Genomic DNA, 26,597 nt, shown 5'->3' with positions numbered 1-26,597 from the left:
CCCGCACCCCCATCTCCGGCCGCGCGTCGTCGCAGCTGCGCCCAGTCACTGCGCCTTTGCCGACCCCTGGGACGAAGGGCTCACTTGCTCCGCCTTGCCAGACAACCCGCGCCAGCCAGGTTTGACAAGGCTCAGTGATACAGCTCCGGATCTTGCTGGTTGGACTCGGCATCTGGCACACCGCGAGCGGTGCGTATCAGTTCGCTCAACCGCTGTCGGTCAGCCTGCTTCAGCGCCCATTTGGCAATGTCCTGGCGCGGAACGCCACATAGCGCGAGAACAGCCGCCATAATGAGTGTGTAAACGGGATATCCCACGGCCAGCAGGACCGGGGCGATAGGTGCGATTGTCGTCCACATCGTCATGTTCCTTGAGCCTCGATGCTCAGCAACTCAGTGTCGGACATTTCCCTTCGCGTGGGCCGCAAAACGTTGCGCCGGCGCGTTTCCGCAGTCGATGTCGGCGCAATACGCTGGCCCGCCGCACTCCCCGACTCATCGCCGAGCTCGGGAAACACCTTGACGGCCCAGCCCGGAGCGAGACCGCGCGATTGGGCGTGCTGCTCTGCGGAGGCGAGGATATAGCAATGCAAGGGAAGCAATAATCTGCATTCTGTAGGTTCATATCCTGTACCATTGCTTCTGGGCGCCCTTTCGAGCGCTCGTCGCACGTGACGCAACCAGGATGCGAGGTTGATGCGGCCATCCGAACAGGCGGCGTCTAGTCCTGGCAGAGTTGACGAGACGAAGTGAACCAGTCCGGCTGCCTGACCTGCTTCATAGTCGCTCATTCGATCTCCCGTGCTGGATATGACCCGAACTCGGACCCTCCATCGGCATCCGTGTCCCGAGCGGACGCCACCCAGGGTAGACCGATGTGAACACGCACACACCGAATTCTGTCCAATGATCCGACAGCACCTATCCGTGATGCGCCATCGTCCCGCCACCGACACATCGTTGCCGCGTCGTGTACTATCGTCGTCCGTCGTCAAGTGCGAGCGATCTCCGGAGTTGATCGAGGTGGACCGAGCATCACCGGAGCCAGCGTCCGGCAGTCCCGCGATTGAAGCCGCCCTCCGCTACCTCGGCACCCGCAAGTACGGTGAGCCGGTCCAGCTGGTCGCGCACGCCATCCGCCGACCGAACAGCGAGAGCGGACTGAACTTGCAGCCATTGACCGCTGCCACCGCCGGCGTCAGCGGATGGAGCCCGGAGGATCGCGCGCAGGCGATCTGGCGCCTCATCGTCGAGGGCATCGACGACCCGGATGTCAGCCCCACCCCACTGTCCAGGCGCAGATACGCGCTCATCGCGGCATTTCGATTGCCGGACGATGCCGTCTTTGAGCCGTGGGGGTCATCGTTGCACGAGCGGTTCAAGCAGCTCAAGGCGCTACGGGAAGTGTTCCGCGAGCCGACGTCAACGCAGCCGATGGAGATGGCTTGGAAGCGCGGCGTGCAACGCCTCGCGACATACGTCGACCAACGACTCCACGAGTTCAACGATCCATCAGACTGGGATCGGTACAGGGCGGTAGCCGACGCGCGCCTGATAACCGAACGACACCGCGAGGATGGACTCCGCACGGAAGAAGATGTCGAGGGCGAGGCGCAACGGGAGGCGGACACCTTCCGTCCACCGTCACGAGGCGCGCAGCCGCTTTTTGTGGATCTCTTCGTGACGACTGTCTTCATGCGGGGCCGGGTCGTGCACCGCCGCATCACTGAGCGACTGATCACGGCGCGAGCTAGCGGCGTCTCCCACTACATGGCCCGCGGATTCACCTTCGTCTCGACGGACAACGTGTCCTCCCGTCAGTCATACGTTCCGATCAGGGCACTGTGGGGCTGCGTGGCCGAACCGGTGCCTGCATCCCACCCTCATGAGCCACCGTCGACGCGGCTACTCTTTCCGCGACCACTGGAGTACGGCGAGCGGGCTCATTTCGCCTCGGAGGCGATCTTCGAGGACGAAGTATCCGAGGACCGGGACTGGATTAACGTTCACGTTGACCACCATGGGATTGCGCGAGGCTATTTGGCTCATCAAGGGAAACTTCCGATCAGCGGCCTGACTATCCGGATCAGATTTGATGAACACGAGCGTCCGGTGTCTGTGTGGTGGTACGCCGAACTGACCGAGCGGGAGCGGTATGAATCACCACCACCGGGAGACGAGCACTACCTAGCTCTCTCCGGCGTCGACCTGCAACACACCTTCATAGAGGGCGCCTGCCAACCCCGTGAGAGCTATGGCATCGCGTTCAGGTGGGCCGACGGGTAAAGTGGGCGGCGGCGTGTCGCAGACTAGAACTGCGGAGGCCGCGCGTCGACACCGTGATGTCGCCGTGCGGCCTCCGTCTGACTGGATCGACCTCTAGTTGCCGTCGTTCCCGCCGTGAAAGTTTCCGTCGTTTCCGGTGCGAATCATGCGAACCCCTTCCGAAGTCAATGGACTGTGGCGATTTCCCACCTGCCCGAGGCGGTATTACTCAGATCTTCCGCTGCCCGCGGAGGGCATCGTCCCGCTCCAGCTCGGCCGGGGGATGCTCGACCGAGCGAGTCGAGGTCATCGGGCGGATGGCCCAAGCTCCCCTAGTACTGCGACTGGCGTGTGGGCCAGCACCGCTGGACTGTACCCGCTAGGTGCGTGGCGATGCGCGGTGGGTTCGACAGTTCCGAACGCTGCACCGGCGTGGGCACCGGAGCCGCGATGCACAGGGCTAGCACGACCAACCGACGATGGAGCCCATCAGCGGAAGAACAGCCAGCATGCCTATGCACAACTGTCTTCTGCCTAGCGGTGCGTGCTGCTCACCTGCCAATTCACCGCATTGGGCGAACCTACCCACGCGGAACTGGTCAGGTCATGGAGATGCGGCATCCAGGGTCAGCCCTCGGCGAGGTGGACGAGGGTGTCGAAGAAGTTGCGGCCGTGTTTGGCTGCTGTGGCACCGCTGGACAGGTTGCAGCGGAGCAGCGAGGATCCGGCGCAGTTCGAATCCGTCGTCCTGTCCCTGCTGTGCCTGGGCCGCACCGATCCGACGGCTGGGCCGCGATGACGAGGGCCTCCACCGAGACGATCCACGAGACTGTCCTGCGGACACAGCAGCGACGACCCGACAACGCGGCAGGGGCCACCGCGGACCTGCTGAGCATCCCGGGCACCGCCGGTGGCAATACCGACTACGGAACCTCGTCCACATCCTCTCCCCCGATCAGATGGGCACACCGCTTGCGTTCAACCACATGCTCGACAGATAGCCCGGCACCGGCACATGAGCCCAGACGAGTACCTCATGCCCGCCGAGTTGGCCGCGCTGATGGTGCACATGTTCGATCCCGAGCCCGGATCGCGATGCACGACATATAGGTGGAGCTAGACGCCGCCCTGCCGGCGGCCCCTGGGTAGGCCTACGCCGAGGCCGAGCGGTTCGACATCGCGCTTCTCAACCCGCCGTTCGGCCAACGGAACTGGAGCCTCCCGGTCAAGCACCAGCAGCGGCCGTACGGGGAACTCGCCCCCCACAGAGCCGCTTCGCCCGGCTGCAGACCGCGGTCTCGGTGAAGGGGCTGCTGGGCGGCTCCTGCTTCCGCATCGGCGTGGAACCGACCTCTCACCGGACTACCTGACTTGCTACCTCACCCACCCCGCGGTGCAGGACTGGCTGTCCCAGCCCACCCGGCGCGGGTACTACCGACGCTCAACCGGCGCACGGTGGGCGCACTCCCGCTCGTGGTCCCACCCCCGGCCGTACAACAGAACGTTATCGACTTCGCCACGGTCACCGACGCGAAGATCCGCGCGCATCAGGATGTCGTGAACGCCACCCGGACACTGTGCGCAGGTCAAGTCCCGGGGCGTGGTGTTTCGCGGTCGCCGCGTGATCTTCTGGTTGTTGTCAGGCGCTGAGCGCCGGGATGTCGCTGGTAGGCACCTCCTCGGTGCTGTTGGTCGTGGTGTCGGGGATGGTGGTCGGGCGTGCTCGGGCGAGGACGTCGAGGCCGAGGTAGCGCCGGCCTTCGGTCCATTCGTCGTGTTGCTCGGCCAGCACCGCGCCGACCAGGCGGATCAGCGCGGTGCGGTCGGGGAAGATCCCGACCACGTCGGTGCGGCGGCGGATCTCCCGGTTCAAGCGCTCTTGGGGGTTGTTCGACCAGATCTGACGCCACACCTCGCGCGGGAACCCGGTGAACGCCAGGACGTCGGCGCGGGCCTGGTCGAGGTGCGCGGCCACTCGTGGGAGCTTGTCGGTCAGGGCGTCGAGGATCCGGTCGAACTGGGCGTGCACCGAGGCGGCGTCGGGTTGGTCGTAGACCGAGTGCAACAGGGCTCGCACCCACGGCCAGCTGGACTTCGGGGTGGCGGCCATCAGGTTCGCCGCGTAGTGGGTGCGGCAGCGCTGCCAGCCCGCGCCGGGCAGCGTCGCCCCGATGGCGTCGACCAGGCCGCGGTGAGCGTCGGAGGTGACCAGGCGGACTCCGGTTAGGCCGCGGGCGGTGAGGTCGCGGAAGAACCCGAGCCAGCCCGCACCGTCCTCGCTGCTGGTGACGTGCAGGCCGAGGATCTCGCGGTGCCCGTCGCCGTTGACGGCGGTGGCGACCAGGGCGTGAACGTTGACCACCCGCCCGCCCTCGCGGACCTTGAGCACCAGGGCGTCGGCGGCCAGGAACGTGTACGGGCCTTGGTCGAGGGGGCGGGTGCGGAACGCCTCGACGGCCTCGTCGAGTTCAGCGGCCATCACGCTGACTTGCGACTTGGACAACCGGGTGATACCCAAGGTCTCGACCAGCTTCTCCATCCGCCGGGTCGAGACCCCGAGCAGGTAGCAGGTCGCGACCACCGTGGTCAGCGCCCGCTCCGCCCGGCGACGGCGTTCGAGGAGCCAGTCGGGGAAGTAGCTGCCGGAGCGCAGCTTGGGGATCGCGACGTCCAAGGTGCCGGCGCGGGTGTCGAACTCCCGATGTCGATAGCCGTTGCGCACGTTGGTGCGCTCGGGGCTGGACTGGCCATAGGCGGCGCCGCAGACGGCGTCGGCCTCGGCGGACATCAGCGTGTTGATGAAGGTGGTCAGCAGGCTGCGCAGCAGGTCCGGTGAGGCGTTGGGCAGGTGCTCGTGCAGGAACTGGGCAGGGTCGATACTGGACGGTGCGGTCATCGCGTGGAACTCCTGAAGCACTGTGGAAGGTCTCCAGAAGATCACGCGATGGCCGCCCTACACGAGGCCCTGCCCGTCAGCGGGCTGGTCGCACACCACCTTGATGGACGCCACTGGAAGCCCGTCACGGTTGTCGACAGGGTTGCCCAACGCTCGCAGGTGCAGATACTCGATGCCGGCTGCCGCCAGGTGCTCGGTCAGGCCGCGCTTGGACAGGCCGCGCTTGCGCGACAACGGGGTCAGCCGCACATCGATCAGCAGCGACACCTCTTGAGCCACGAGTCCAGCGACGACATCGTCGACCGACCGGCCCTCGTAGCCGACGGTCAACAGTGCGGGGGAACGCTCATCAAGCACCCGGGCATCATGCCCGCCCTCCCAAGCCACGACATCTCCAACCGCCGCTGCCGTCGACCACGGTCCGACCACGGCGCCGACCACACCCGCGACAACCGGCAACCACTGATCCGTCCACCCCTCTCGCGACGCTCGGCACTCCGAGCGCTGGTGGGAGGTAGCGATGCTGCTCGATCGGACGAGGCGAGGCCGGCGACGCGGCATGCCACGGACGCCAACAGGCCCAGGCAGCCCGTCCGGCAGCCTGCAGCACACCGGGTGCCGGCGATGAGCGGGCCGCTGCCCTCGGCGACGCATGGTTGCCAGCTGTACCGCGTTCCGGAAGCGATGCAGCTGTTGTCGTTGAGCCGGACGGTGATCTACGAGCAGATCCGCTCCGGACGACTCAGGTCGGTGACGCAGGGCCGCACGCGGCTGATCCCCGCTGAGGCGATCACCGACTACGTCGCCCTGCTCGTCCGCGAGGCCACCGACGATGCCGGCACGGCGTAGCCGCGGCGACGGCGGCCTGCACTGGGACGAGAAGCGCCAACGCTGGATCGCCAGCCTCACCGTCGGCTTCCGCCCCTCCGGCAAGCGCATCGTCAAGACCACCAGTGGCCGCACCAAGACCGAAGCCCGCACGAAACTCCGCGAGCTTGTCCGCGACCACGAAGACGGCCAAGCCTCCACCGCACCCCGCAGCTACACCGTCGCCAACGCGGTGACCGACTGGCTCGACCACGGGCTGAGCGCCCGCGATCCCAGCACCGTCGCCGCCCGCCGCAGCCTGGCCAAGCACCACGTGATTCCCGCGCTCGGCGGCCGCAAGCTCCCCGAGCTCTCCGCCGAGGACGTCGACACCTGGCTCGCCGAGAAGGCCCGCAACCTGAGCACCCGGACGCTGCAGGAGATCAAGTCCATCCTGAGCCGGTCCATCACCCGAGCCCAAGCACGCGGCAAGGTCAAGCACAACGTCGTGCTGCTCTGCGAGACCCCGACCGGTCAGACGGGCCGCCCCTCCAAGGCGCTGAACCTGCAGCAGGCCCAGGCCCTGGTCGAGCACTCCAGCGGTTCGACGATGGGCGCCTACGTCCTGCTGTCCCTGCTCACCGGCGCCCGCACCGAGGAACTACGCGCCCTGACCTGGAGCCACGTCGACCTGATCGGCTCCCCGCACACCGACCCGCCGGTCCTGCCCCACATGATGGTCTGGCGCTCGGTCCGCGCCGGCGGCGACACCAAGACCCGCACCTCCCGACGCACCCTCGCCCTCCCCCGACGCTGCGTCGACGCCCTCCGGGAACACCGAGACCGCCAGGCCACGGCCCGCCAGCGAGCCGGTGAGCGCTGGGTCGACCACGACCTCGTGTTCACCACCTCGGTCGGCACCGCACTGGACTCGGCCAACGTCCGCCGCGGCTTCCGCCGCATCGCCACCGCAGCCGGGCTCACCGGCAAGGAATGGACCCCGCGGGAGCTGCGGCACAGCTTCGTCTCCCTGCTCTCCGACGAGGGCGTACCCGTCGAGCAGATCGCCCGCCTCGTCGGCCACGCTGGCGGCTCCACGGTCACCGAGACCGTCTACCGCAAGCAGCTGCGCCCGGTCATCGACGAAGGCGCCACCGTCATGGACCGCGTCTTCGGCGAACACCGCACCGCGACGCCGCGTCCCAAGCCCCTAGAACAGGGCCCACAGCTCGGCTGAGTCTGGGCTACGGCCACCCGCTACGACGTCGCGGGGGAACGGCCGTCAGGGAACGGCGGGCTCCTGCTGCGGGCCGGACGCCTGGAGTGCGGCGGCGACCCACTGCTCGTTCGCCCGGGTCTGCTCAGGGTCTGGTTGCGGCGTCCCGTCGATGGTGGCCATCAGCGAGACGTAGCGATCGAGCGGGTCGGTGAAGCCGGGGACGGCGCGCTCGGCCTCCTCGGTGGACGTGGTGGTGTGGTCGGGCGCGGCCAACGAGTTCCGCACCTCGGCGAGGTCCTGCTCGTCGACAGGCACCCCCGAGGTTCCGGCGGCCAGTCCCGCGATCGACGCCACCAGGCGTTCGGCGATCTCCCGCGCCCGTGGGCCGTCCGGGGACAGCCCGGCCTGCCGCGCCTGCGCGGCCTCCTCCTCGATCAGCCGGTGTTCCTCGAGGCGTTCGAACTGCGCCGGGGAGGTGGCCTCCACGGCCCTAGAGGAGGAGAAGGCGTGGTGGAAGAACTCCCGGACCGACCGGCGGTAGTGCTCGTCCCGCACCAGGTCGGCCAGCTCCATCCAGGCCTGGAGCTGCTCGGTGCTGGGATCCTCCGGCAGGTGGGGCCGCATCTGGTGCAGGTGCTCGACGAACGCGGGGTGGGCGGTGAGGCCGTCGGTGACCTCGTCCCAGAACCGGTCGAGCAGCCGGCTGCGGTCGTCGTCGGACATCGAGGCGAGGGTGTGCATGAGGGTCACCTGTTCGGTCGGGGTGCGCTGGTTGACGATGGTGCGCAGGACGGCCGGTCGCGTGCGCAGCTGCCGCATCTGGCGGTCGACGAGCGCGAGGTGGGGACCACATGCCGCGCTTCCACCCGGCTCCAAGACGATGCTGAGGCCCACTCGACGGCTCGAGCCGGGCAGGCCCGAAAGTCCCGAGGAGGGCGTCCGTCCAAGCACGTCCGCAGGCAACCGTCGTCGATCGCGCCCGTAGTCAAGCAGTTAGTCAAGCAGCCCGCCCGACACAGAGAAACGGCCTGGCCCGAAGCTCCTCGCGGAGCCTCTGACCAGGCCGTTCGCTGTGGGCGATACTGGGATCGAACCAGTGACCTCTTCGGTGTGAACGAAGCGCTCTCCCCCTGAGCTAATCGCCCGCTGCGAGGAGAACCTTACAACACGGCCCCGCCCGCCCCGCACCCGCTCCCCCCGGTCACGCCGTCACCTCGCCGATGGCCACGACCTTCGTGGGGGTGGCGGGGGCGGTGCGGCCGGGTTCGATGGAGACGGCGTACTGGGCGTAGGTGTCGGTGGCGGCCCCGGTGCCCACCGCGCGCAAGCCGGGGTCGGCCGGGAGGACGTCGAAGGTGCCGAGGGGTTCGGGGGTGCCGGAGGTGCCGAGGCCCCAGAGGACGTAGATGTCGCGTTCGGTGGCGTTGGCCGGCAGGGCCAGCGGGTAGACCTGGCGCTCGCCGTCGGTCACCACCACCGCGGCCACGGTGGCGCCGCCTTCCTCGGCGAGGAGGGCGTACTTCGTGCCGGGGCGGCCGAGCTGCTCGAGCAGGCCGGACAGGCTGCGCGACTGGGCGAGCTCGGCGTCGCGCTGCTCCTGCAGCTGGGCGGTGCGGACGGCGAGGCCGCCGATGGCCAGGACGCCGATCAGGGCGACCGCGGCGGCGACGAGGCGGCGACCCCGGCGGGACAGCCACGACCGCCGCGACGGCGGGCCGGACGGGCCGGGGCGGGTCGATGGGTTCTCGCGGGGGCGGCGCGGGGTCTCGGACGGACGAGTGGTGGTGTTCGGCTCGGCGTCCGGGGCAGCGGCTGGGACGTCCGGGGCGGCGTCCGGGGTCGGGTCGGCGAGGGGCTCGGACGGCGGGACCGGGGGCTGGGGCGGGCGGGGACGGCCCTGGACCTGCGGGGTCTGGGCGGCGCGGGCCATCAACGTGGCGCGCAGCGACGGAGGCGGGTCGACCTGCTCGACGGCGCCACCCATACGGGTGAACACCCCCTCGGCATCGCCCACGACGGCCCGGCACGAGGCGCACCCCGGCAGGTGCCGCAGGACCTGGATCTCCTCGGCGGGTTCGAGGGCGTGCAGCACGAAGCCGACCGCCTGCTCGTTCATGGGGCAGTCGTCGTCGGTCGGCCGGCTCACCGCGCACCTCCCGACAGGTCGGAGGAGGCGTCGCCGAACAACGGACCGAGCACGCTGCGCAACCTCTTGACGCCGGTGAACATCCGCGACTTCACGGTGCCGAGCGGCACACCGGTCAACGCGGCTACTTCTCTTTGGGTGTATCCGGCGTAGTAGGCAAGGGCTAACGCCTCCCGCTGATCTGCCGGCAGGTTGCTGAGGGCCTTGCGGACCTGGCCGGCCTCCACGGCCCCGAGGGCCGCCTGATCGGCGCCGGGACCGGAGGGCGCCGACCAGTCCTCGCCGTCGTCGAGGGCGGGCACTGTGCGCTTGCGGATCGTGCTCTCCCTGCGTACGGCGTCGACCGACTTGTGGTGCACCAGAGTCAGCAGCCACGTCCCGAACGGACCGCGGGCGGGGTCGAAGCGGCGGGGGTCGCGCCAGAAGGCCAGGAAGACCTCCTGCACGACGTCCTCGGCGATGCCCTCGTCGACGCAGATGCGGCGGGCGAGGGAATAGGCCGGACGCGAATAGCGGTCGTACAGCTCGCCGAGGGCCGTCTCGTCACCTTCCGTCACCCGCCGGACGAGACCCTCATCGATCGGGTCCGGTGCGCGGCCGGTGCGCGAACGACCGCCGGGAGCGGCCGGCGCCTGCGGCCGGCCTGGTGAACCATCGCCGACTTCGGCCACCAGCGGGATCCTCACATCTCGTCTTCGCAGCTCCGCCGCGTTCGGTTCACCCTAGCCCTGCCCGACTGCGTCCGGTCACCACCCGGGACGGAGAGCGACACGCTACCCCGAGAGAGTGACATCAAGGGGTCATCCGGGGGGTCCTTGCATCTCTACCCGTCACAAAACCACGACGCCGTCGTTTCTCTGCATGACGAACCAAGCGGGACCCCATGAAAGAGGACGTACGATGCGCGACGAGCACACAGTCATCTGCTCACCGGCGGTGTTCGAGCTGATCGCCCCCGACGCGCCTGCGGTGCCCGTCAAGGTCGACCTGACCTACAGCAGCCGCGACCCCTACGCGGTGCAGGCATCCTTCCGCACGGGCAACGGCACCGCCGTCGACTGGGTGTTCGCCCGCGATCTCCTGCACGACGGGTTGATCGCCCAGGCGGGCACCGGCGACGTCCGGGTGCAGCCGATGCCCGGCGACCCGAGCCGCGTGCAGTTGGAGCTCTCCTCGCCGTCGGGGCACGCGGTCTTCACGACCTGCGCGCAGACCCTCGGCGACTTCCTGCACCGCACCTTCGAGGCCGTGCCGCCGGACACCGAGTACTCCTGGCTCGACTTCGACCTGGCCCTGTCCGGCCTCCTCAACGACCCTGCGCGCGACTAGTCGCAGGTGGGGGGCGCGACGCGCAGGACGGGGGGGCCGGTTTGGAGGCCCCGAGCGACTGCGCTAGAGTTCTCCCATCAACGCAGCGGAGACGCTGCACACGCGGACGTAGCGCAGCTGGTAGCGCGTCACCTTGCCAAGGTGAAGGTCGCGGGTTCGAACCCCGTCGTCCGCTCGGAGAAACCTCGGGTCCCGTTCGACCTCCCGGTCACCACGGCGGAGGCTCGCGGCGCGGATGGCCGCTCCGAGGGCTTCGGTGGCGGAGTGGCCGAGTGGTTTAGGCAAGGGCCTGCAAAGCCCTGTACACGGGTTCGATTCCCGTCTCCGCCTCGGGTGATTAGCTCAGTGGGAGAGCGCTTCCTTGACACGGAAGAGGTCACTGGTTCAATCCCAGTATCGCCCACCACAGAACGGCCCGGTCACAGGCTCCCAGCGGAGCCACCGACCGGGCCGTTTCCTCGTTCCGGGCTGAGGTCGCCACACCGAGCGACTCATGAGCGACCGATAGCCATGGGCATCACCGCACAGGCGGTGGCGGGGCGGCCCCGGCGCCGACTTCGTGTCCACGGTCACCGACGCGGTGCGGCGGTGCGGCGGTGCGACGTCCTGCTCGCGCTCGTCGGGCGAGAGTGGGCCACCCTGCGGGACGGCGAGGGGCGACGACGCATCGATGGTCCCGACGACGTCGTCGCGCTGGAGATCGAGACCGCACTGCGCGACGGCGTCCACGTCGTGCCGGTCCTGGTCGACGGGGCGGCCATGCCGAGCGCGGCGGTCCTGCCGGCCCGCATCGCCGGGCTGAGCAGTCGCAACGCGCTGCGGATCGACCACGAAACCTTCACCGCCGACACCGACGCGCTCGTCGCCGCCCTGCGGCGACCCATCGGCGAGACCGACGAGCACCGGCGGCGAGAGGGCCGGAGCGCACCGCGGCGGTGGTGGACGGCGGCCGGCGCCGCCGTCGCGCTCATCGGCGCGGTCGTCCTCGTCACGATGCTGGGACTCCCCGGCGGCGCGACCGGGACGTGCACCAGCCTCGGGACGGTGGCCACCATCGGCCAGGGCAGCGGGCGACCGGACGGCGGCGCGTCCCTGGCGGCCGCCAGCTACACCGTCGACACCTCGCCCGACGTACCGCTCATCCGGACGGCGGGCCGGATCACCGGCGACACCGCCCCGGGACGCCCCTGTGGATCGTGGGTAACCCCGACCGGTGCACCCGGGACTCGATCGGGAACGCCGGATCGGGTCGCTTCTACCCGTCGGCGGAGATCGTGCCCGACGAGGGCGGCTGCCGGCAGGACACGCGGTCGATCGGCTACAGCGAGGCGATCGGGATCACGGTCACGCAGCTGGTCGTCGAGGTCGACGCGGCCGGGCACTCCGCGCTCAGCAGCGACACCCCGGAGACCGACGGCTTCGACGCCGAGGCCTTCTCCCGACTCAACCCCCGCATCCTCGCGTCCTTCCCCGTCCCCCACCGCATAGCCGTCCGGTCGGGAGCGCTCACCACCGCCGGGCCAGCCGGGCCGCCAGCGGGCGGCCGTCGGGGTCGTAGACCGTCCGGTAGAGCGGCACCGCCCAGGACCGGGTCCACCAGCCCAGCTCCTCGGGCCGGTGCGGGCGCAGCCGGCCGGGGGGCCGCGGGCCCCGCCGGTCGCCGTCGTGCCAGCGGTCGAGACCGTCGGCCGAGGCGTTGAGCGCCCGCACGACGTCGTCGGGGTCGAGCAGGTCGGCGTCGTCGCCGCCGTCGTCGGGGCGGTCGAGGTGCTCGCGGAGCAGGGTCAGCCGCAGGTCCCTGGCGAAGACCCGGGCCCGGTCGCCGAGGCCTGCGGGGTCGGTGGGCTCGCGGGTGTCGTGCTCGGCGTCGACGACCGCGCAGGACAGCTCCGAGTCGTGCGACCACGACCGCCGGTTGAGGTTGGCGCTGCCGACGCACGCCCAGACGTCGTCGATGACGGCCACCTTCGCGTGCACGTAGACCGGGGTGCCTTCGCGGTTCTCCACGTCGAACACGTGGACCCGGTCCGCGGCCGCGCGCTGGACGGTCTCGATGGCCTCCACCCGGCCGACCTCGTTGGGCGGCAGCGCCAGCCGCCCGTCGACGTCGGGATGGCGGGGCAGCACGACCACGATGTGCAGGCGCGGGTTCGCCCGGAGGGCGTCGGCCAGCAGCCGGGCGATGTGCGGCGACCACATGTACTGGTCCTCGACGTAGACCAGCCGCCGGGCGCGGCGCAGCGCCTTGGCGAAGCCCCGCGCGACCGAGCGCTCCCCCTGCGGCGCGTAGGGGGTGCGCGGCCTGATCGCCGGGTAGGTGCGCAGCACCTGGACGTGGCAGGTGCCGACCGCGGGCGGGTCGGCCGGGCGGTCGGGCAGCGGGTCGGCGCTCAGGTCGACGCGCCGCAGGCGGTCCTCCAGCCAGGACAGCGGGTTGTCGGTGTCCAGCGAGCGGGGGTCGGTCCACCGCTCGCGGAACACCAGGTCCAGCGCGCCGACCACCGGGCCGCGCAGCTCCAGCTGGACGTCGTGCCACGGCGGTGTGGAGCCGTACGCGCCGGCCAGCTGCGCGGCCTGCGGGTCGCCCGCGTGGTCGGCGTCGTCGCGCCTGCCGTGGCACAGGTCGATGCCGCCGACGAAGGCCACGTCGCGCTCGGGGTGGCCGGGGTGGCGCAGCACCGCGAGCTTCTGGTGGTGCGAGCCCGCGCGGCGCACCCGCTGGTCGAGCAGGACCTCCCCGCCCGCGTCGCGCACCAGCTCGCCGAGCCCACGGTTCGCGTTCTCGCTGTAGCCGACGTCGCTGCGGTGCGCCCGCCACATCAGGCCCTTGACCAGCACCCCGCGCCCGACGGCCGCGGCGAACGCCTCGCCGACCGTGGGCCCGTCGGGGCCGAGGCGCTCATCGGCGTCGCCGCGCCAGTCGGTGAAGAACAGGTGGTCGCCGGTCTGCAGCTCGGCGACCTCCGCGGCCAGCCTGGCGAAGTACTCGGCGCCGTGGACCAGCGGCCGCACGGAGTTGCCCTCGACCGAGGTCGGCAGGGCCGAGGCGGGGTTGCCCCGCTCATCGGCGGTGAGGAACCACTCTTCGAGCACCCCGGCACCGTAGCGGCGCGTCGGCGTGCCCGTCGGATGGCGACGCCCGGCCCCGGTTAGGCTGGCGGCGGGTGCGAGGAGGCGTCTGGGCGCCTGGTGGCCCCCGCGGTCTTCAACACCGACGTGGCCGAGCACCTCGGTCAGGCGGGTTCGATTCCCGTCCGCCTCCGCCCACCCCGCTCGACGAGCAGCCGTCCCGTCCCGGCGGCGACCTCCCCGACCACCGCGGCCGGGACGCCCTGCGCGACCAGCGCGGCCACGGCCTCCCGCGCCCGCGCCGGGTCGGCGCCGAACAGCAGCCCGCCCGAGGTCTGGGCGTCGGCCAGCAGCAGCAGGTCGACCTCCGACACGCCCGGCCCGGCGTCGACGACGTCGGCGACCCACTGCCGGTTGCGGCGGCTGCCGCCGGGCACCGTGCCGGCCTCGGCCAGGTCGCGGACCCCGTCGAGCAGGTCGACGGCGTCGACGTCGATCCGCGCGTCCACCCCGGAGGCGGCGGCCATCTTCTTGAGGTGCCCGAGCAGGCCGAACCCCGTGACGTCGGTGCAGCCGGTCGCGCCCGCGGCGACAGCGGCCGCGGAGGCCGCGGCGTTCGCCGCCGTCATCGACGCGACCGCCGCGTCGACGAGCTCCGGGGGCGCGGTGCCGAGCTTGACCGCCGTGGTGGCGACGCCGACGCCGAGCCGCTTGGTGAGCACGAGGGCATCGCCGGGGCGCAGCCCGGAGTTGGTGAGCACCCGGTCGGGGTGCACCTCGCCGACGACGGCCATGCCGTACTTGGGCTCCGGGTCGTCGATCGAGTGGCCGCCGACCACGGCGAACCCGCAGTCGCGCCCGGCGTCGGCGCCGCCGGCGAGGACCTCGGCGAGGATCTCGGCGGGCAGCGCGTCGGTCGGCCAGGCGACGAGGTTGAGCGCGAACAGCGGGCGACCGCCCATCGCGTAGACGTCGGAGGCGGCGTTGGTGGCGGCGATGCGGCCCCACAGCCGGGGGTCGTCGACCACGGGCGTGAAGAAGTCGGTGGTCGCGACGAGGGCGCGGTCGGCGTCGAGCCGCCACACGGCGGCGTCGTCGCCGGTCTCGGTGCCGACGAGCAGCGAATCCGGGCGGGGACCGGGGACCAGGTTCGCGAGCACGTCCGCGAGCGCACCGGGACCGATCTTGCAGCCGCAGCCGGCTCCGTGGCTGAACTCCGTGAGGCGGCGAGGAGGGGCGGTCGTCACGGGGGCAAGGCAACCACACGCGGGCACCCGGGCGCCGGTCGTAGAGTCCGCGGATGGCCGACGTGCTTCCCGACTCCCGCCGGAGCATCCCGCGGACCGACGCGGTGCTGGCCGAGCCGGCCGTCGCCGGTGCCGTCGAGCGCCTGGGACGAGACCTGGTCAAGGGCGTGGTCGCGGCGGCCCAGGCGGCCGCCCGGCGGGGGGAGATCGCCCCAGGGGACGTGGTGGCGGCGACCCTGCGCGGGCTGCCGCGGGCGGCGACCCGGCTGCGCCCGGTGCTCAACGCCACCGGCGTCGTCCTGCACACCAACCTCGGCCGCGCGCCGCTGTCCCCGGCGGCGCGCGCCGCGCTCGACCTCGCCGCCGGGACCTGCGACGTGGAGCTGGACCTGGGCACCGGGGGGCGCGGGCGGCGCGGCGCGGCGGCGACCGACGCGCTGCTGGGCGCCGTGCCGGGGGCCGCGGCGGGCCACGTGGTCAACAACGGCGCCGCGGCGCTGGCGCTGACCGCGGCGACCCTGGCGGCCGGGCGGGAGATCGTCGTGTCGCGGGGCGAGCTGGTCGAGATCGGCGACGGGTTCCGGATCCCGGACCTGCTCGTCGCGGCCGGGGCGCGGCTGCGCGAGGTGGGCACGACCAACCGCACGCACCTGGTCGACTACGCCGACGCCATCGGCGAGGACACCGCGTTCCTGCTCAAGGTGCACCCGTCGAACTTCGTGGTCAGCGGGTTCACCAGCGCGGTGGGGGTGGCCGAGCTGGCCGGGCTCGGCCCGCCGGTGGTGGTCGACATCGGGTCGGGCCTGCTCACCGCGCACCCGCTGCTGCCCGACGAGCCGGACGCGGCCGGCACGCTCGCGGCGGGTGCGGCCCTGGTCACGGCATCGGGCGACAAGCTGCTGGGCGGCCCGCAGGCCGGGCTGCTGCTGGGCTCGGCGGGGGCGGGCGCCGAGCTGGTGGCCCGCGTCCGCCGCCACCCGCTGGCCAGGGCGATGCGGGTGGACAAGCTGACCCTGGCCGCCCTGGAGGCGACCCTGCGCGGGCCCACTCCCCCGGTCCGCGCCGCCCTGGACGCCGATGTCGCCGTCCTGCGGCGCCGCGCAGAGCAGCTGGCCGACCGGTTGCGCGCGGACGGCGTCCCCGCGGAAGGGGTCTCGTCCGCGGCCGCGGTGGGCGGGGGCGGCGCCCCGGACGTCGTGCTCGACAGCGCCGCGGTGGCGGTGCCCGAGGCGCTGGCCGCGCCGCTTCGCACGGGTGAGCCCGCGGTGCTGGGGCGGGTCGAACGCGGCCGCTGCCTGCTGGACCTGCGCGCACTGGCCCCCGACGACGACGACGCGCTGCGCACCGCGGTGCTCGCCGCGCACCGGGGGGTCTGAGTGCGCACGCACGTGGTGGCCACCGCGGGCCACGTCGACCACGGCAAGTCGACCCTGGTCAGGGCGCTGACCGGGATGGAGCCCGACCGCTGGGCCGAGGAGCGCCGCCGCGGGATGACGCTCGATCTGGGCTTCGTCTGGACGCGGCTGCCCGGTGGCGACAGCCTGGCCTTCGTCGACGTGCCCGGCCACGAGCGGTTCGTCGCCACCATGCTGGCCGGGGTCGGCCCGGTGCCCGCGGTGGTGTTCGTGGTGGCGGCCGACGAGGGGTGGATGCCGCAGTCCGCCGAGCACCTCGACGCCCTGCAGGCGCTCGGGGTGCGGCACGGGCTGCTCGTCGTCACCCGGTCCGACCTGGCCGACCCGGCCCCGGCGCGCGCGGAGGCCGGCGAGCGGCTGGCCGCGGCGGGCCTGGGGTCGCTGCCCGCGCTGGCCGTGTCCGCGGCCACCGGCGCCGGCATGGACGAGCTGCGCGCCGCGCTGGCGCGGCTGGCGGACGGGCTGGCCGACCCCGATCCCGCCGCGCCGGTGCGGTTGTGGGTCGACCGGGCCTTCACCGTGCGCGGCGCGGGCACGATCGTCACCGGCACCCTCCCGGCCGGCACCCTGACCGGCGACGACGAGCTGGAGCTGGCCGGGCGGCGGGTGCGGGTGCGCGGGCTGGAGAGCCTCGGCGAGCCGGTGGCCCGGGTGGACGGGGTCGCGCGGGTCGCGGTGAACCTGCGCGGGGTCGGGGTGGAGTCGGTCGGCCGCGGCGACGCGCTGCTGACCCCGGGCGCCTGGCTGGCGGTGACCGAGCTCGACGGCCGCCTGCACGGCGTGCGCGACGAGCAGGCCGATGCGGCGGCGCTGCCCGCCGAGCTCACCCTGCACCTCGGCTCGGCCGCGACGACCGCCCGGGTCCGCCCGCTCGGCGACGACGTGCTGCGGCTGCGGCTCGCGCGCCCCCTCCCGATGCGCATCGGCGACCGCGCGGTGCTGCGCGACCCCGGCCGCCGGCGCGTGCTCGGCGGGTTCACGGTGCTGGACGTCCGCCCGCCCGCCCTGCGCAGGCGGGGTGCCGCCGCCCGACGGGCACGCGAGCTCGCCGGCGCGTCCGCCGTGCCGGACGCGGCCGCCGAGCTCGCCCGCCGATCCGCGGTGCGCGAGTCGGAGCTGGTGGCGATGGGCGTGCCGGCCGACGCGGTCGCCGGGGCGGACGCGGTGCGCGGCGGCGGCTGGCTGCTCGACCCGCAGCGCGCCCCCGCGCTCGTCGAGCAGCTCCGCGCGGCCGTCGCCGACCACGACGCCGCCGATCCGCTCGACCCGGGCCTGCCCGTGGAGGCCGCCCGCCGGGCGCTGGGGCTGCCGCATCCCGCGCTGGTCGAGGCCCTGCTGGCGCGGACGAGGAGCCGGCTGGTCGTCGGTGACGGCCGGGTGCGCACCGACGCCTCCCCCGACCTGCCCGGGCAGCTGCGCGCCGCGCTCGCCGCGGTGCGCGCCGACCTCGACCGCGCGCCGTTCGCCGCCCCGGACGCCGCCCGGCTCGCGGAGCTGGGGCTGGGCCCCCGCGAGCTGGCGAGCCTGGTGCGCGCCGGCGAGCTGGTCGCCGTCGCGGACGGGGTGGTGCTGGGCGCGGGCGCCGAGGACCGGGCCGTCGCGGTGCTCGCCGGCCTGGGGCCGGTGTTCACCCTCAGCGAGGCCCGCCAGGCGCTGGGCACCAGCAGGCGGGTCGCGGTGCCGCTGCTGGAGCTGCTCGCGCGCCGCGGCCGCACGGCCCGCACCGAGGACGGCCGCCACCGGCTGCGCCGACGAGCCGCCCTCGGCGGGACGCCGTGAACCGGCGCCCCGGCGGGCGTCACACCGGCGCAGGCGTGGTCGCGGCCGACTTCGGGTACACCGGTCCGGTACGCATCTGGCGAAGTGTGGTCGGGAGACCGTTCCGCCCCGACCGCGAAGGATCACGGTGACCGATCGGTCTGAGGACGCGGTGCTGGACTTGAGCATCGACGACGCCTCCTGCCTGCGCACCCTGCGCTCCTGGCTGCGCGAGCGCCTGGACGACGAGCGCCTCGTCGACGTGGAGCTGGTCTGCGTCGAGCTGGTCACCAACGCCATCGAGCACGCCAGGGCGCCGCGGGCGGTGCGCATCCGGCTGGCCCCGCGGGGGCGGGCCCGGATCGAGGTCGACGACGCCGGACCGCCCCGGGCGCTGGCCCCGCGGCTGCCGACGCTGCACGAGCTGCGCGGGCGCGGGCTGGCCCTGGTCGACGCGCTCAGCACGTGGGGAGTGCGCCTAACCCCGACCGGCAAGACCGTGTGGGCCAGCCTCTGAGCCGAGCCGCACGGGCGCGTCAGACTCCGATCGCGAGCGCGACGACGTCGTCGGAGTCGGTCGCGAGGGTCCGGACCACGACGTCCACCAGCGCGCTCGGCGCGAGCCCCCGGTTGCGGTCGAGGAGCTCCAGCAGCTCCTGCGTGCCGGCGTCGAGGTCGCGGCCGCGCCGCTCGACGAGCCCGTCGGTGTAGAGGAACAGCGTCGAACCGGGCTCGAGGTCGATGCAGTGGTCCGCGCGCGGTTGGCGGGCCAGCGCGGGGTAGCCGAACAGCATCCCGTGCTCGGGCAGCAGCCGCGTCGACCCGTCGGCGTCGAGCAGCACCGGTGGCGGGTGCCCGGCGTTGGTCCAGCTCATCGACCAGCCCCCGGCCCCGCGGCGGCGCAGCAGCGCGAGGACGGCGGTGCCCGCCGCGTCCAGGGCGACGCCCGCGTTGGCCCGCTCGAACGCCGAGAAGACGTCCGACGCGGAGCCGCCCGGGTGGTCCCAGAGCGCCTGGCGCAGCATCGACCGGGCCTGCCCCATCAGCGCGGCCGCCCGCAGGTCGTGCCCGATCACGTCGCCGACCGAGACCGCCAGCACCTCGTCCGGGCCGCCGGCCGGGCCGGGCGGACCGGCCGGGCCGAACGCGGCGTCGTACCAGTCGCCGCCGACGTCCTCGCGGGAGTCCGCCGGCACGTAGCGGGCGGCGATCACCAGTCCCGGCACGTCGGGCAGCGTGGTCAGCATCGCCCGCTGCAGGTCGTGCGCGGCCCCGGTGCGGTGCGCGAGCACCCTGGCCCGCGACACCGCCCTGGCCGCGTAGCCGGCCACGGTGCCGATCATCAGCAGGTCCGACGGCGCCAGCGCCCTGGGTCCGGCCCAGCCCAGGACCAGGGCGCCCACCACGTCCTGCGGTCCCGGCAGGGGTGCCGCGACGATCGTGCCCAGGCCCAGCTCGTCCAACAGCTCGGCGGTGGCCCGGTCGACGCCCGCGACGGCGGGGTCGGGGTCCGGGTGGACCAGCATCCGCCCGGACCGCACCGCGGCGGTGGCGACGATCGCGGCTTCCAGCTCCCGGTTGGCCCGCGCGTCGGCCGGGTCGTCGGGGTGGTCCACGGCGAGCGCGAGCCCGACGTAGGCGGGCTGCAGATCGGTGCTGACCAGCTGGTCGGCCCGCTCGCGGACGTCGTCGACGGTGGCGGTGTCGGTGAACGCCTGCGAGGCGGCCAGCAGCGTCTGGCTGCGCACGAAGGAGCGGTGCTGGGCCTGCTCCAGATCGTCGCGCAGCGAGCGCTCCAGCGCGGCGTCGTAGCGGGCCAGGCGCAGGCTCAGCTCCGTCGAGCAGGCGACGGCGAGATCGCTCAGGGTCTCCAACTCCCCCGCGCTCCATTCCCGCGGCGTGCCGTCGATCGCGCACAGCGCGCCCAGCACGTTGCCCTCGGAGTCGCGCAACGGCATCCCCGCGTACGCGACGATCCCGAGGTCGGGTACCGCCGGGTTGTCGCGCACCAGCGGGTGCACGCGGGCGTCGTCGACGACCAGCGGTCGCGCCGAGCTGACCACGTGCAGGCAGAACGCGTGCGACAGCGGCAGCGCCCGCCGCGACGCCCACGGCTCGGGCAGGCCGACCACGCCCGGGAGCACCTGCTGGTCGGACCGGACGAGCGAGACGAACGCGCCCGGCACCGCGAGCCGCTCCCGCACGCGCGCCGCGAACCCCTCCATCACGGGGTCGGGCGCGGTGCCCAGCCCGGACCGCTCCAGCGCCTGCAACCGCATCGGATCGGACAGCCCGTCGCGGTCCGACCCGCCGCCGGCCGAACCCCGATCGGCGTCGTCCATGCCTTCCCCCGCCGTGCTGCCCCGAGTCGGCCTCGAATCGGCCCCTGCATCGGCCCTCGAACCGGCAGAGCGTACGTCGCCGCGGCCACCGGCACCGCCCTGGGTCGTCGCCGGTTCCTCGGGACCGGTCGCCCCGCGAGGGCAACGGGTTGCGCCGAACGCGATCTCCGTTGCCCGGCGCCCCGCCGACCGGTAGACCCGGCGCCATGGACGTCCCCCAGCCGCTGCGCTACCTGCTCGACTCCACGGCCGTCGCATTCGTCTCGACGATCGGCCCGCGCGGCGAGCCGCAGACGACGCCCCTGTGGTTCCTGCACGCCGACGGCGCGGTGCGGATCAGCCTCGTGGAGGGCAGGCAGAAGCTGCGCAACCTGCGCCGCGACCCGCGGATCTCGCTGGTCGTCGTGGACCCGGCCCGGCCGACCCGCTACGTCGAGCTGCGAGGGCGCGTCGACGAGCTCGTCCCCGACGCCGACCGGGCGCTGGAGCGGCGCATCGCGGCCAAGTACGCGCCGGTCGCGCCGACCGGGGTCGCGGAGGAGGAGCTGGACGACGACGGCCTGACGCGCTACGCCGGCACCGTCCTCGTCGAGAAGGTCACCAGCCAGAACTGGTGAGGGCCGCTCAGATCCCGAACCGGCGGCGCAGCACGGGGATGTCGACCACCTCGAGGATGGGGTGGTCTCGCCGGCGTCGCGGCGCGCCGGCGAGCGGGCCGGTGTCTGCGCGGCGGGGGCCCCGGCCGGGTCCTGAGCGGCTCGGGCGCGCTGTTCCGCGGCACCGACCACCCGACTGTCGATATGCACGACCCCGAAGCGGTGGGTCAGTCCGCTCGACGCAGTCCCGCGATGAGGAGCCCGACGAGCCGGCGCGCGTCGTAGCCGGGATCGCTGTCGGCGCCGATGCAGAGGTTGCCGACGCCGCGCATGAGCTCGTAGGCCCGCAGGCCGGGGCGGATCTCGCCGGACGCGACCGCGGCGTCGAGCAGGGTGGTGCCCACCGGTAGGAGCCGGTCGAGGAAGTAGGCGTGCAGGGCGTCGAACTGGCCGCCGTCCGAGTGCAGCGCGGCGGCCAGCCCGTGCTTTGTCACCAGGAAGTCGACGAACAGGTCGATCCACCGGGCCAGCGCGGCGTACGGGGATGCCTCCTCGGCGAGCAGGGTCGCGCCGGCCTCGGCGCAGGCCTCGACCTGGTGGCGGTACACCGCGACGACGAGGTCGGCGCGGGTCGGGAAGTGGCGGTAGACCGTGCCCACCCCGACGCCGGCCCTGGCCGCGATGTCGCGCACCGGCGCCTCGACGCCCGCGGCGACGAAGGCCGCGGCGGCCGCGTCGAGCAGCGCCTTCTCGTTGCGCCGGGCGTCGGCCCGCCTCGGCGCGGCTTGCTCTGCCATGTCGGCCACTCTGCCCGCTCCCCTCCGTCCCGGCAGCACCGCCTTGCTAAACGGAACGCTGTTCCGTATCGTAAGCGGAACAACGTTCCATCTCATCGTAGGGGAAGTCAGCCATGCACTACCGCACTCTGGGTCGCACCGGCGTCCAGGTCAGCACCCTCGCGCTCGGCGCGATGAACTTCGGCGCGATCGGGCGCACCACCCAGGACGAGGCCACCGCGATCGTCGGCACCGCGCTCGACGCGGGGATCAACCTCATCGACACCGCCGACGCCTACAGCCTGGGCGAGTCCGAGGAGATGGTCGGGCGGGCGATCGCCGGGCGCCGCGACGACGTCGTGCTGGCGACCAAGGCCCACCTGCCCATGGGCGAGGGCCCCAACCAGCGCGGCAGCTCGCGGCGCTGGCTGGTCACCGAGCTGGAGGCCAGCCTGCGCCGGCTCGGCGTCGACCACGTGGACCTCTACCAGATCCACCGCTGGGACCCGACCACCAGCGACGAGGAGACGCTGTCGGCGCTGACCGACCTGCGGCGCGCCGGGAAGATCCGCTACTTCGGATCGTCGACCTACCCGGCCCACCGCATCGTCGAGGCCCAGTGGGCCGCCCGCGAGCACCACCTGGGCCGCTTCGCCACCGAGCAGCCGCCCTACTCGATCCTGCAGCGCGGCATCGAGGCCCACGTCCTGCCCGTCACCGAGCGCTACGGGCTCGGGGTGCTGGTCTGGAGCCCGCTGGCCTCGGGGTGGCTCTCGGGCGCGGTCCGCGCCGGCCGGGAGATCGCCACGCACCGGTCCGGGTTCATGCCCGAGCGCTTCGACCCCGCCGTCGCCGCCAACCGGGCCCGGATGGACGCCGTCGAGCAGCTGGCGAAGATCGCCGACGGGGCCGGCCTGACCCTGATCCAGCTCGCGCTCGGCTTCGCGACCGCGCACCCCGGCGTGACCAGCGCGATCATCGGCCCGCGCACCGCGGAGCACCTGACCTCGCAGCTCGCCGCCGCGGACACCGCGCTGACCGCCGACGTGCTCGACGCGATCGACGCCGTCGTCGCCCCGGGCGTCGACCTGGCCCCGCACGAGAACCACGACACCCCGCCCGCGCTGCTCGACCCGGCGCTGCGGCGACGCTGACCGGCCCCGGAAGGACCACTGCCATGACCACCGCACCCGAGCCCAGCTTCGGGATCATGACCGCCCCCATGCAGGTCGACTACCGCGACGTGCTGCGGGTCTGGCGCGAAGCCGACGCGATCCCGCAGATCGGGCACGCCTGGCTGTTCGACCACCTCATGCCGATCGGCGGCGACCCCGACGGGCCGGTCCACGAGGGCTGGACGCTGCTCTCGGCCCTGGCCGCGCAGACCCGACGGCTGCGCCTGGGCCTGCTGGTGACCAGCAACCGCTTCCGCCCGCCCGCCCTGCTCGCCAAGATCGCCACGACGGTCGACATCGTCTCCGGCGGACGGCTCGACTTCGGCATCGGCGCCGGTTCACGTCCCAGCGTGCCGATGGCCCGGCGCGAGTACGACGCGCACGGCCTGCCCTACCACGACGCCGCGCACGCCGTGGAGGCCCTCGCCGAGGCCTGCACGGTGATCCGGCGGCTGTGGACCGAGGACGCGCCGTTCGACTTCCACGGCACCCACGTCCGGCTGACCCGGGCGTTCGGCAACCCCAAGCCCGTGCAGCGCCCGCGCCCGCCGATCATGATCGGCGGGCGCGCGTCCGGGACGCTGCGCGTGGTCGCCGAGCACGCCGACCTCTGGAACATCCCCGGCGGCGGCGACATCGACGACCTCGTCGCCCGCAGCAGGCTGCTGGACCGCTTCTGCGCCGAGATCGGCCGCGACCCCGCCGAGATCACCCGCTCCATCCACCTGCCGGTGTCCTACGACGAGCCGGGGACCACCCGCGACAAGATCGCCGAGGCGGTCGGCTCCGGCTTCTCGCACGTCGTGCTGGGCCTGGCGGCGCCCTACCCCGCCGGCGTCGCCCGGTGGGTCGCCGACGAGCTCATCACCCCGTCGACGCGGGGGTCCACGGCTGCCGGTCCGGTCCCGAGCCCGGTGCCGTGACCAGCTCCCGGACGACCCCGGTGAGCACGTCCACGCCGGTCACCAGGTCGTCGGGGGCGGTGTCCTCCCGCTCGTTGTGGGAGATGCCCTCGCGGCTCGGCACGAACAGCATCGCGGTGGGCACCACCTTCGCCATGTTGGTGGAGTCGTGGCCGGCCACCGTCAGCATCCGCCGCGCGGGCACCCCCAGCTCCGCGCACACCCGCTCCGACACCGCCACGCACTCCGGGGTGTAGTCGTCGCGGTCCCAGGAGTGGGTCAGCTCCAGCTCGACCCGCAGCCCCCGCTCGGCCTCGACCCGCGCCGCGACGTCCCGCAACCGGTGCACCGCCGCGTCGAGCACGGCCGGGTCGGGGCTGCGCAGGTCGAGGTTCGCCCGCACCTCGGCAGCCACCACGACCGGTGAGTTCGGGCGCACGTCGAGCTGCGAGACCGCGGTGTGCAGCGGTGCCTCGGCGAACCGGTCGGCCAGCGACCTGGCCTCGACCACCAGCAGTGAGGCCCCGAGCAGCGCGTCGCGGCGGTCGGCCATGCGCGTGGATCCCGTGTGCGACTGCTCCCCCAGCACCCGGAACCGGAACTTGCGCGCCGCCCAGGTGCCGGTGACGACGCCGATCCGGTCGCCGGTCTCCTCCAGCTCGCGGCCCTGCTCGATGTGGATCTCCGCGTAGGAGCCGACGGGCAGCGGCACCGGCCCGCCCCGCCCGTCGATGCCGTCCAGGGCGTCGCGCACGGTCACGCCGGCCGGATCGGTGGTGCGCAGCGCCTCGTCGGCGTCCAGCCTGCCGGTGAACACCGCGCTGCCCATCATGCTCGGACCGAAGCGACTGCCCTCCTCGTTGAACCAGTTCACGACCGCGAGGTTGCGGGTCGGGCGCACGGTGCCCGCCCGGGCCCCGGCCGCGACCCGGTGCGCGGCGAACGCGGCGGCGACGACGCCGTAGGCGCCGTCGAGCCTGCCCGCCGTGGGCTGGCTGTCCAGGTGCGACCCGGCCAGCACGTACGGGGCGCCGGGCACGAGGTCGAGCAGCCCGAACTGGTTGCCGATCCCGTCCACGGCCACCGCGAAGCCCCGCGAGGCCAGCCACCCGCCCAGCCAGGCGCGGGCCATCCCGTCCCGCACGGTCGCCGCCTCGCGGTCGACCCCGCCGCGGGGCGTGGCGCCGATCGTCGACAGCTGCGCGAAGTCCCGCAGGAAGGCCGCGGCCGACCAGCCGGACCCGTCGTCGTGGCTCATGCGCCCTCCCCGTCCGTCTCTCTGCGCGTCGGGCACCATCCTGACCCACGCCCGGGCGAGCTCGCGCCACCGCTCCCGGGCCGGCGGGCGGTGACCGGGATGGTCAGCGCCACGCGCGGCGATATGCTCGGCCGGTCGCCGGTCTGGTGGGAGGGCGCGGGTGGAGCTGCCGCTGGTCGCCGACGTGCTGCGCGAGGCGCCGGTCGTCGACGGCCACAACGACCTGCCCGCCGCGCTGCGCGCCCGCTCCGGCTACGCCGTCGACGGCCTCGACGAGGGTCGCCCCGACCTGCACACCGACATCCCGCGGCTGCGCGCGGGCGGGGTCGGGGCGCAGTTCTGGTCGGTCTACGCGCCCTCGTCGCTGCCCGAGCCGGAGGCGGTGGTGGCCACGCTGGAGCAGGTCGACGCGGTGTACCGGCTCGTGGCGCGCTACCCGGACGACTTCGCCATCGCCTACACCGCCGACGACGTCGACCGGGTCGTCGCGACCGGCCGGATCGCCTCGCTGCTGGGCGTCGAGGGCGGGCACAGCCTGGCCTCGTCGCTGGGGGTGCTGCGCGCCTTCGCCCGGCTCGGCGTGCGCTACGTGACGCTCACCCACAACCACAACACGCCCTGGGCCGACTCGGCCACCGACGAGCCCGGGGTGGGCGGGCTGGACGACGTCGGCCGCCAGGTGGTGGCCGAGCTCAACCGGCTCGGCGTGCTGGTCGACCTGTCCCACGTCGCGGCCACCACCCAGCACGCCGCGCTGGCCGCGTCGACCGCGCCCGTCATCTTCAGCCACTCCAGCACCCGGGCCCTGTGCGACCACCCCCGCAACGTCGCCGACGACGTGCTCGCCCTGCTGCCCGGCAACGGAGGGGTCGTCCAGCTGACCTTCGTGCCGCCGTTCATCTCCGCCGACGTCGCCGCCTGGTACACCGCAGCCGACGCCGAACGCGCGCGGCTGGGCCTGCCGACCGGGTGGGCCTGGCCGCGGGCGCCGCGACCAGGCGAGGCCGCCGAGGCGGTCGCCGCCGAGGTGCGGGCCGCGGCGGCGACCGCGCGGGCCGAGGCGGACACCGCGATGGCGGCGTGGCTGGCCGCGAACCCCCGCCCGGAGGTCTCGCTCGGCCAGGTCGCCGACCACGTGGAGCACGCCCGCGAGGTCGCCGGCGTCGAGCACGTCGGCCTCGGCGGCGACTACGACGGCGTCGACCGCCAGCCCGCCGACCTGGCCGACGTGTCGGGCTACCCGCGGCTGCTGGGCGAGCTCGCCCGGCGCGGCTGGTCGCGCTCCGACCTGGCCGCGCTCACCGGCCGCAACGCGCTGCGGGTGCTGCGCGACGCCGAGCGGGTGGCCACCGAGCCGCTCTGGCCGACCCACCCCCTGCGCTGAGGCCGGGCGCCAGG

The 26,597-nt window shown here is 73.3% G+C and carries 24 protein-coding genes and 5 tRNA genes; 15 read left to right on the top strand and 14 right to left on the bottom strand.

Features of this window, described 5'->3' with window-relative positions; translation table 11 throughout:
* Positions 1-131 precede the first annotated feature (131 nt).
* A complete protein-coding gene (locus KDL28_RS36515) occupies positions 132-365 on the bottom strand; it encodes a hypothetical protein (RefSeq protein WP_252446042.1) in 234 nt (77 codons plus the stop codon).
* A gap of 648 nt (positions 366-1,013) precedes the next feature.
* Here KDL28_RS36515 and KDL28_RS36510 point away from each other — a divergent pair.
* Positions 1,014-2,285: a hypothetical protein gene (locus KDL28_RS36510; RefSeq protein ID WP_252446040.1), complete on the top strand. Its 1,272-nt coding sequence runs from the start codon at positions 1,014-1,016 to the stop codon at positions 2,283-2,285.
* Between the two features lie 1,618 nt (positions 2,286-3,903).
* On the opposite strand, the gene KDL28_RS36505 is transcribed toward KDL28_RS36510, so the two are convergent.
* Positions 3,904-5,160, bottom strand: coding sequence for an IS256 family transposase (locus KDL28_RS36505; RefSeq protein WP_252446039.1), 1,257 nt, complete (start codon positions 5,158-5,160; stop codon positions 3,904-3,906).
* A gap of 57 nt (positions 5,161-5,217) precedes the next feature.
* Positions 5,218-5,517: a DUF488 domain-containing protein gene (locus KDL28_RS41910; RefSeq protein WP_252446038.1), complete on the bottom strand. Its 300-nt coding sequence runs from the start codon at positions 5,515-5,517 to the stop codon at positions 5,218-5,220.
* Positions 5,518-5,784: 267 nt separating this feature from the next.
* Here KDL28_RS41910 and KDL28_RS36495 point away from each other — a divergent pair, with 267 nt between their 5' ends.
* The gene (locus KDL28_RS36495) at positions 5,785-6,009 is read left to right on the top strand and encodes a helix-turn-helix domain-containing protein (RefSeq protein ID WP_252446037.1); all 225 of its coding nucleotides are present in this window, start codon (positions 5,785-5,787) and stop codon (positions 6,007-6,009) included.
* Complete coding sequence (locus KDL28_RS36490) at positions 5,993-7,204, top strand: tyrosine-type recombinase/integrase (protein ID WP_252446036.1); 1,212 nt, start codon at positions 5,993-5,995, stop codon at positions 7,202-7,204. The genes KDL28_RS36495 and KDL28_RS36490 overlap by 17 nt, the downstream gene beginning before the upstream one ends.
* Before the next feature lie 45 nt (positions 7,205-7,249).
* On the opposite strand, the gene KDL28_RS36485 is transcribed toward KDL28_RS36490, so the two are convergent.
* From KDL28_RS36485 to KDL28_RS36470, 4 genes are all read right to left on the bottom strand, one after another.
* Positions 7,250-8,005: a TipAS antibiotic-recognition domain-containing protein gene (locus tag KDL28_RS36485; protein WP_252446035.1), complete on the bottom strand. Its 756-nt coding sequence runs from the start codon at positions 8,003-8,005 to the stop codon at positions 7,250-7,252.
* A 254-nt stretch (positions 8,006-8,259) separates the two neighbouring features.
* Positions 8,260-8,331 (bottom strand) — tRNA-Val (locus KDL28_RS36480).
* A 56-nt stretch (positions 8,332-8,387) separates the two neighbouring features.
* Positions 8,388-9,332, bottom strand: coding sequence for an anti-sigma factor domain-containing protein (locus tag KDL28_RS36475; RefSeq protein ID WP_308216114.1), 945 nt, complete (start codon positions 9,330-9,332; stop codon positions 8,388-8,390).
* Positions 9,329-10,003, bottom strand: a complete 675-nt coding sequence (locus tag KDL28_RS36470; protein ID WP_252446034.1) for an RNA polymerase sigma factor — start codon at positions 10,001-10,003, stop codon at positions 9,329-9,331. Before KDL28_RS36470 ends, KDL28_RS36475 begins: the two co-directional genes overlap by 4 nt.
* A gap of 229 nt (positions 10,004-10,232) precedes the next feature.
* On the opposite strand from KDL28_RS36470, the gene KDL28_RS36465 reads away from it, so the two are divergent.
* The 4 genes from KDL28_RS36465 (at position 10,233) to KDL28_RS36450 (ending at position 11,067) form a co-directional block, all read left to right on the top strand.
* A complete protein-coding gene (locus KDL28_RS36465; RefSeq protein WP_252446033.1) occupies positions 10,233-10,661 on the top strand; it encodes an SsgA family sporulation/cell division regulator in 429 nt (142 codons plus the stop codon).
* Positions 10,662-10,763: 102 nt separating this feature from the next.
* Positions 10,764-10,836, top strand: a tRNA-Gly gene (locus KDL28_RS36460).
* Positions 10,837-10,919: 83 nt separating this feature from the next.
* Positions 10,920-10,991, top strand: a tRNA-Cys gene (locus KDL28_RS36455).
* A 1-nt stretch (position 10,992) separates the two neighbouring features.
* Positions 10,993-11,067, top strand: a tRNA-Val gene (locus KDL28_RS36450).
* Here the strand turns inward: KDL28_RS36450 and KDL28_RS36445 are convergent.
* The 3 genes from KDL28_RS36445 to KDL28_RS36435 form a co-directional block, all read right to left on the bottom strand.
* On the bottom strand, positions 11,046-11,564 hold the full coding sequence (locus KDL28_RS36445; RefSeq protein WP_252446032.1) for a hypothetical protein: 519 nt from the start codon (positions 11,562-11,564) through the stop codon (positions 11,046-11,048). The two genes, KDL28_RS36450 and KDL28_RS36445, sit on opposite strands and share 22 nt — an antisense overlap.
* Before the next feature lie 415 nt (positions 11,565-11,979).
* Complete coding sequence (locus KDL28_RS36440) at positions 11,980-12,117, bottom strand: hypothetical protein (protein ID WP_252446031.1); 138 nt, start codon at positions 12,115-12,117, stop codon at positions 11,980-11,982.
* A 50-nt stretch (positions 12,118-12,167) separates the two neighbouring features.
* Positions 12,168-13,754, bottom strand: coding sequence for a phospholipase D family protein (locus KDL28_RS36435; RefSeq protein ID WP_252446030.1), 1,587 nt, complete (start codon positions 13,752-13,754; stop codon positions 12,168-12,170).
* 77 nt (positions 13,755-13,831) lie between these two features.
* On the opposite strand from KDL28_RS36435, the gene KDL28_RS36430 reads away from it, so the two are divergent.
* Positions 13,832-13,924 (top strand) — tRNA-Sec (locus KDL28_RS36430).
* Here the strand turns inward: KDL28_RS36430 and selD are convergent.
* A complete protein-coding gene (gene selD / locus KDL28_RS36425) occupies positions 13,895-14,977 on the bottom strand; it encodes a selenide, water dikinase SelD (protein ID WP_252446029.1) in 1,083 nt (360 codons plus the stop codon). The two genes, KDL28_RS36430 and selD, sit on opposite strands and share 30 nt — an antisense overlap.
* A gap of 53 nt (positions 14,978-15,030) precedes the next feature.
* Between selD and selA the strand changes: the two genes are divergently transcribed.
* The 3 genes from selA (at position 15,031) to KDL28_RS36410 (ending at position 18,667) form a co-directional block, all read left to right on the top strand.
* Complete coding sequence (gene selA, locus KDL28_RS36420; RefSeq protein ID WP_252446028.1) at positions 15,031-16,353, top strand: L-seryl-tRNA(Sec) selenium transferase; 1,323 nt, start codon at positions 15,031-15,033, stop codon at positions 16,351-16,353.
* Positions 16,354-18,171, top strand: coding sequence for a selenocysteine-specific translation elongation factor (selB, locus tag KDL28_RS36415; RefSeq protein ID WP_252446027.1), 1,818 nt, complete (start codon positions 16,354-16,356; stop codon positions 18,169-18,171).
* Between the two features lie 127 nt (positions 18,172-18,298).
* The gene (locus KDL28_RS36410) at positions 18,299-18,667 is read left to right on the top strand and encodes an ATP-binding protein (RefSeq protein ID WP_252446026.1); all 369 of its coding nucleotides are present in this window, start codon (positions 18,299-18,301) and stop codon (positions 18,665-18,667) included.
* A gap of 19 nt (positions 18,668-18,686) precedes the next feature.
* Here the strand turns inward: KDL28_RS36410 and KDL28_RS36405 are convergent, their stop codons facing one another.
* Positions 18,687-20,492 carry a SpoIIE family protein phosphatase gene (locus KDL28_RS36405; RefSeq protein ID WP_252446025.1) on the bottom strand — a complete coding sequence of 602 codons (1,806 nt, stop codon included), beginning with the start codon at positions 20,490-20,492 and terminating at the stop codon, positions 18,687-18,689.
* Positions 20,493-20,698: 206 nt separating this feature from the next.
* Here KDL28_RS36405 and KDL28_RS36400 point away from each other — a divergent pair, with 206 nt between their 5' ends.
* Positions 20,699-21,109, top strand: coding sequence for a PPOX class F420-dependent oxidoreductase (locus KDL28_RS36400; RefSeq protein WP_252446024.1), 411 nt, complete (start codon positions 20,699-20,701; stop codon positions 21,107-21,109).
* Between the two features lie 206 nt (positions 21,110-21,315).
* On the opposite strand, the gene KDL28_RS36395 is transcribed toward KDL28_RS36400, so the two are convergent.
* A complete protein-coding gene (locus tag KDL28_RS36395; protein WP_252446023.1) occupies positions 21,316-21,885 on the bottom strand; it encodes a TetR/AcrR family transcriptional regulator in 570 nt (189 codons plus the stop codon).
* 113 nt (positions 21,886-21,998) lie between these two features.
* Here KDL28_RS36395 and KDL28_RS36390 point away from each other — a divergent pair, with 113 nt between their 5' ends.
* Positions 21,999-23,018: an aldo/keto reductase gene (locus KDL28_RS36390; protein WP_252446022.1), complete on the top strand. Its 1,020-nt coding sequence runs from the start codon at positions 21,999-22,001 to the stop codon at positions 23,016-23,018.
* Positions 23,019-23,041: 23 nt separating this feature from the next.
* A complete protein-coding gene (locus tag KDL28_RS36385) occupies positions 23,042-23,962 on the top strand; it encodes an LLM class flavin-dependent oxidoreductase (protein ID WP_252446021.1) in 921 nt (306 codons plus the stop codon).
* Here the strand turns inward: KDL28_RS36385 and KDL28_RS36380 are convergent.
* Positions 23,904-25,199, bottom strand: coding sequence for a M20 family metallo-hydrolase (locus tag KDL28_RS36380; protein WP_252446020.1), 1,296 nt, complete (start codon positions 25,197-25,199; stop codon positions 23,904-23,906). The genes KDL28_RS36385 and KDL28_RS36380 overlap by 59 nt on opposite strands.
* A gap of 160 nt (positions 25,200-25,359) precedes the next feature.
* Between KDL28_RS36380 and KDL28_RS36375 the strand changes: the two genes are divergently transcribed.
* Positions 25,360-26,583 carry a dipeptidase gene (locus tag KDL28_RS36375; RefSeq protein WP_252446019.1) on the top strand — a complete coding sequence of 408 codons (1,224 nt, stop codon included), beginning with the start codon at positions 25,360-25,362 and terminating at the stop codon, positions 26,581-26,583.
* Positions 26,584-26,597: the final 14 nt, after the last annotated feature.

Origin of the sequence: Pseudonocardia humida, from assembly GCF_023898865.1 — a bacterium.
Lineage (GTDB): Bacteria > Actinomycetota > Actinomycetes > Mycobacteriales > Pseudonocardiaceae > Pseudonocardia > Pseudonocardia humida.
The sequence above is the reverse complement of the archived record's forward strand: the minus strand, read 5'-3'. Positions and strand labels throughout refer to the sequence as shown.

What these genes read in the sequence shown, in the direction of transcription:
- KDL28_RS36505 (WP_252446039.1), bottom strand. Translation starts at nt 5,160, where the DNA reads ATGACCGCACCGTCCAGTATCGACCCTGCCCAGTTCCTGCACGAGCAC.
- KDL28_RS36400 (WP_252446024.1), top strand. Translation starts at nt 20,699, where the DNA reads ATGGACGTCCCCCAGCCGCTGCGCTACCTGCTCGACTCCACGGCCGTC.
- KDL28_RS36385 (WP_252446021.1), top strand. Translation starts at nt 23,042, where the DNA reads ATGACCACCGCACCCGAGCCCAGCTTCGGGATCATGACCGCCCCCATG.
- KDL28_RS36390 (WP_252446022.1), top strand. Translation starts at nt 21,999, where the DNA reads ATGCACTACCGCACTCTGGGTCGCACCGGCGTCCAGGTCAGCACCCTC.
- KDL28_RS36485 (WP_252446035.1), bottom strand. Translation starts at nt 8,005, where the DNA reads ATGCGGCAGCTGCGCACGCGACCGGCCGTCCTGCGCACCATCGTCAAC.
- KDL28_RS36490 (WP_252446036.1), top strand. Translation starts at nt 5,993, where the DNA reads ATGCCGGCACGGCGTAGCCGCGGCGACGGCGGCCTGCACTGGGACGAG.
- selA (WP_252446028.1), top strand. Translation starts at nt 15,031, where the DNA reads ATGGCCGACGTGCTTCCCGACTCCCGCCGGAGCATCCCGCGGACCGAC.
- KDL28_RS36465 (WP_252446033.1), top strand. Translation starts at nt 10,233, where the DNA reads ATGCGCGACGAGCACACAGTCATCTGCTCACCGGCGGTGTTCGAGCTG.
- KDL28_RS36380 (WP_252446020.1), bottom strand. Translation starts at nt 25,199, where the DNA reads ATGAGCCACGACGACGGGTCCGGCTGGTCGGCCGCGGCCTTCCTGCGG.
- KDL28_RS36440 (WP_252446031.1), bottom strand. Translation starts at nt 12,117, where the DNA reads ATGCGGGGGTTGAGTCGGGAGAAGGCCTCGGCGTCGAAGCCGTCGGTC.
- KDL28_RS36395 (WP_252446023.1), bottom strand. Translation starts at nt 21,885, where the DNA reads ATGGCAGAGCAAGCCGCGCCGAGGCGGGCCGACGCCCGGCGCAACGAG.
- KDL28_RS36405 (WP_252446025.1), bottom strand. Translation starts at nt 20,492, where the DNA reads ATGGACGACGCCGATCGGGGTTCGGCCGGCGGCGGGTCGGACCGCGAC.
- KDL28_RS36495 (WP_252446037.1), top strand. Translation starts at nt 5,785, where the DNA reads ATGAGCGGGCCGCTGCCCTCGGCGACGCATGGTTGCCAGCTGTACCGC.
- KDL28_RS36515 (WP_252446042.1), bottom strand. Translation starts at nt 365, where the DNA reads ATGACGATGTGGACGACAATCGCACCTATCGCCCCGGTCCTGCTGGCC.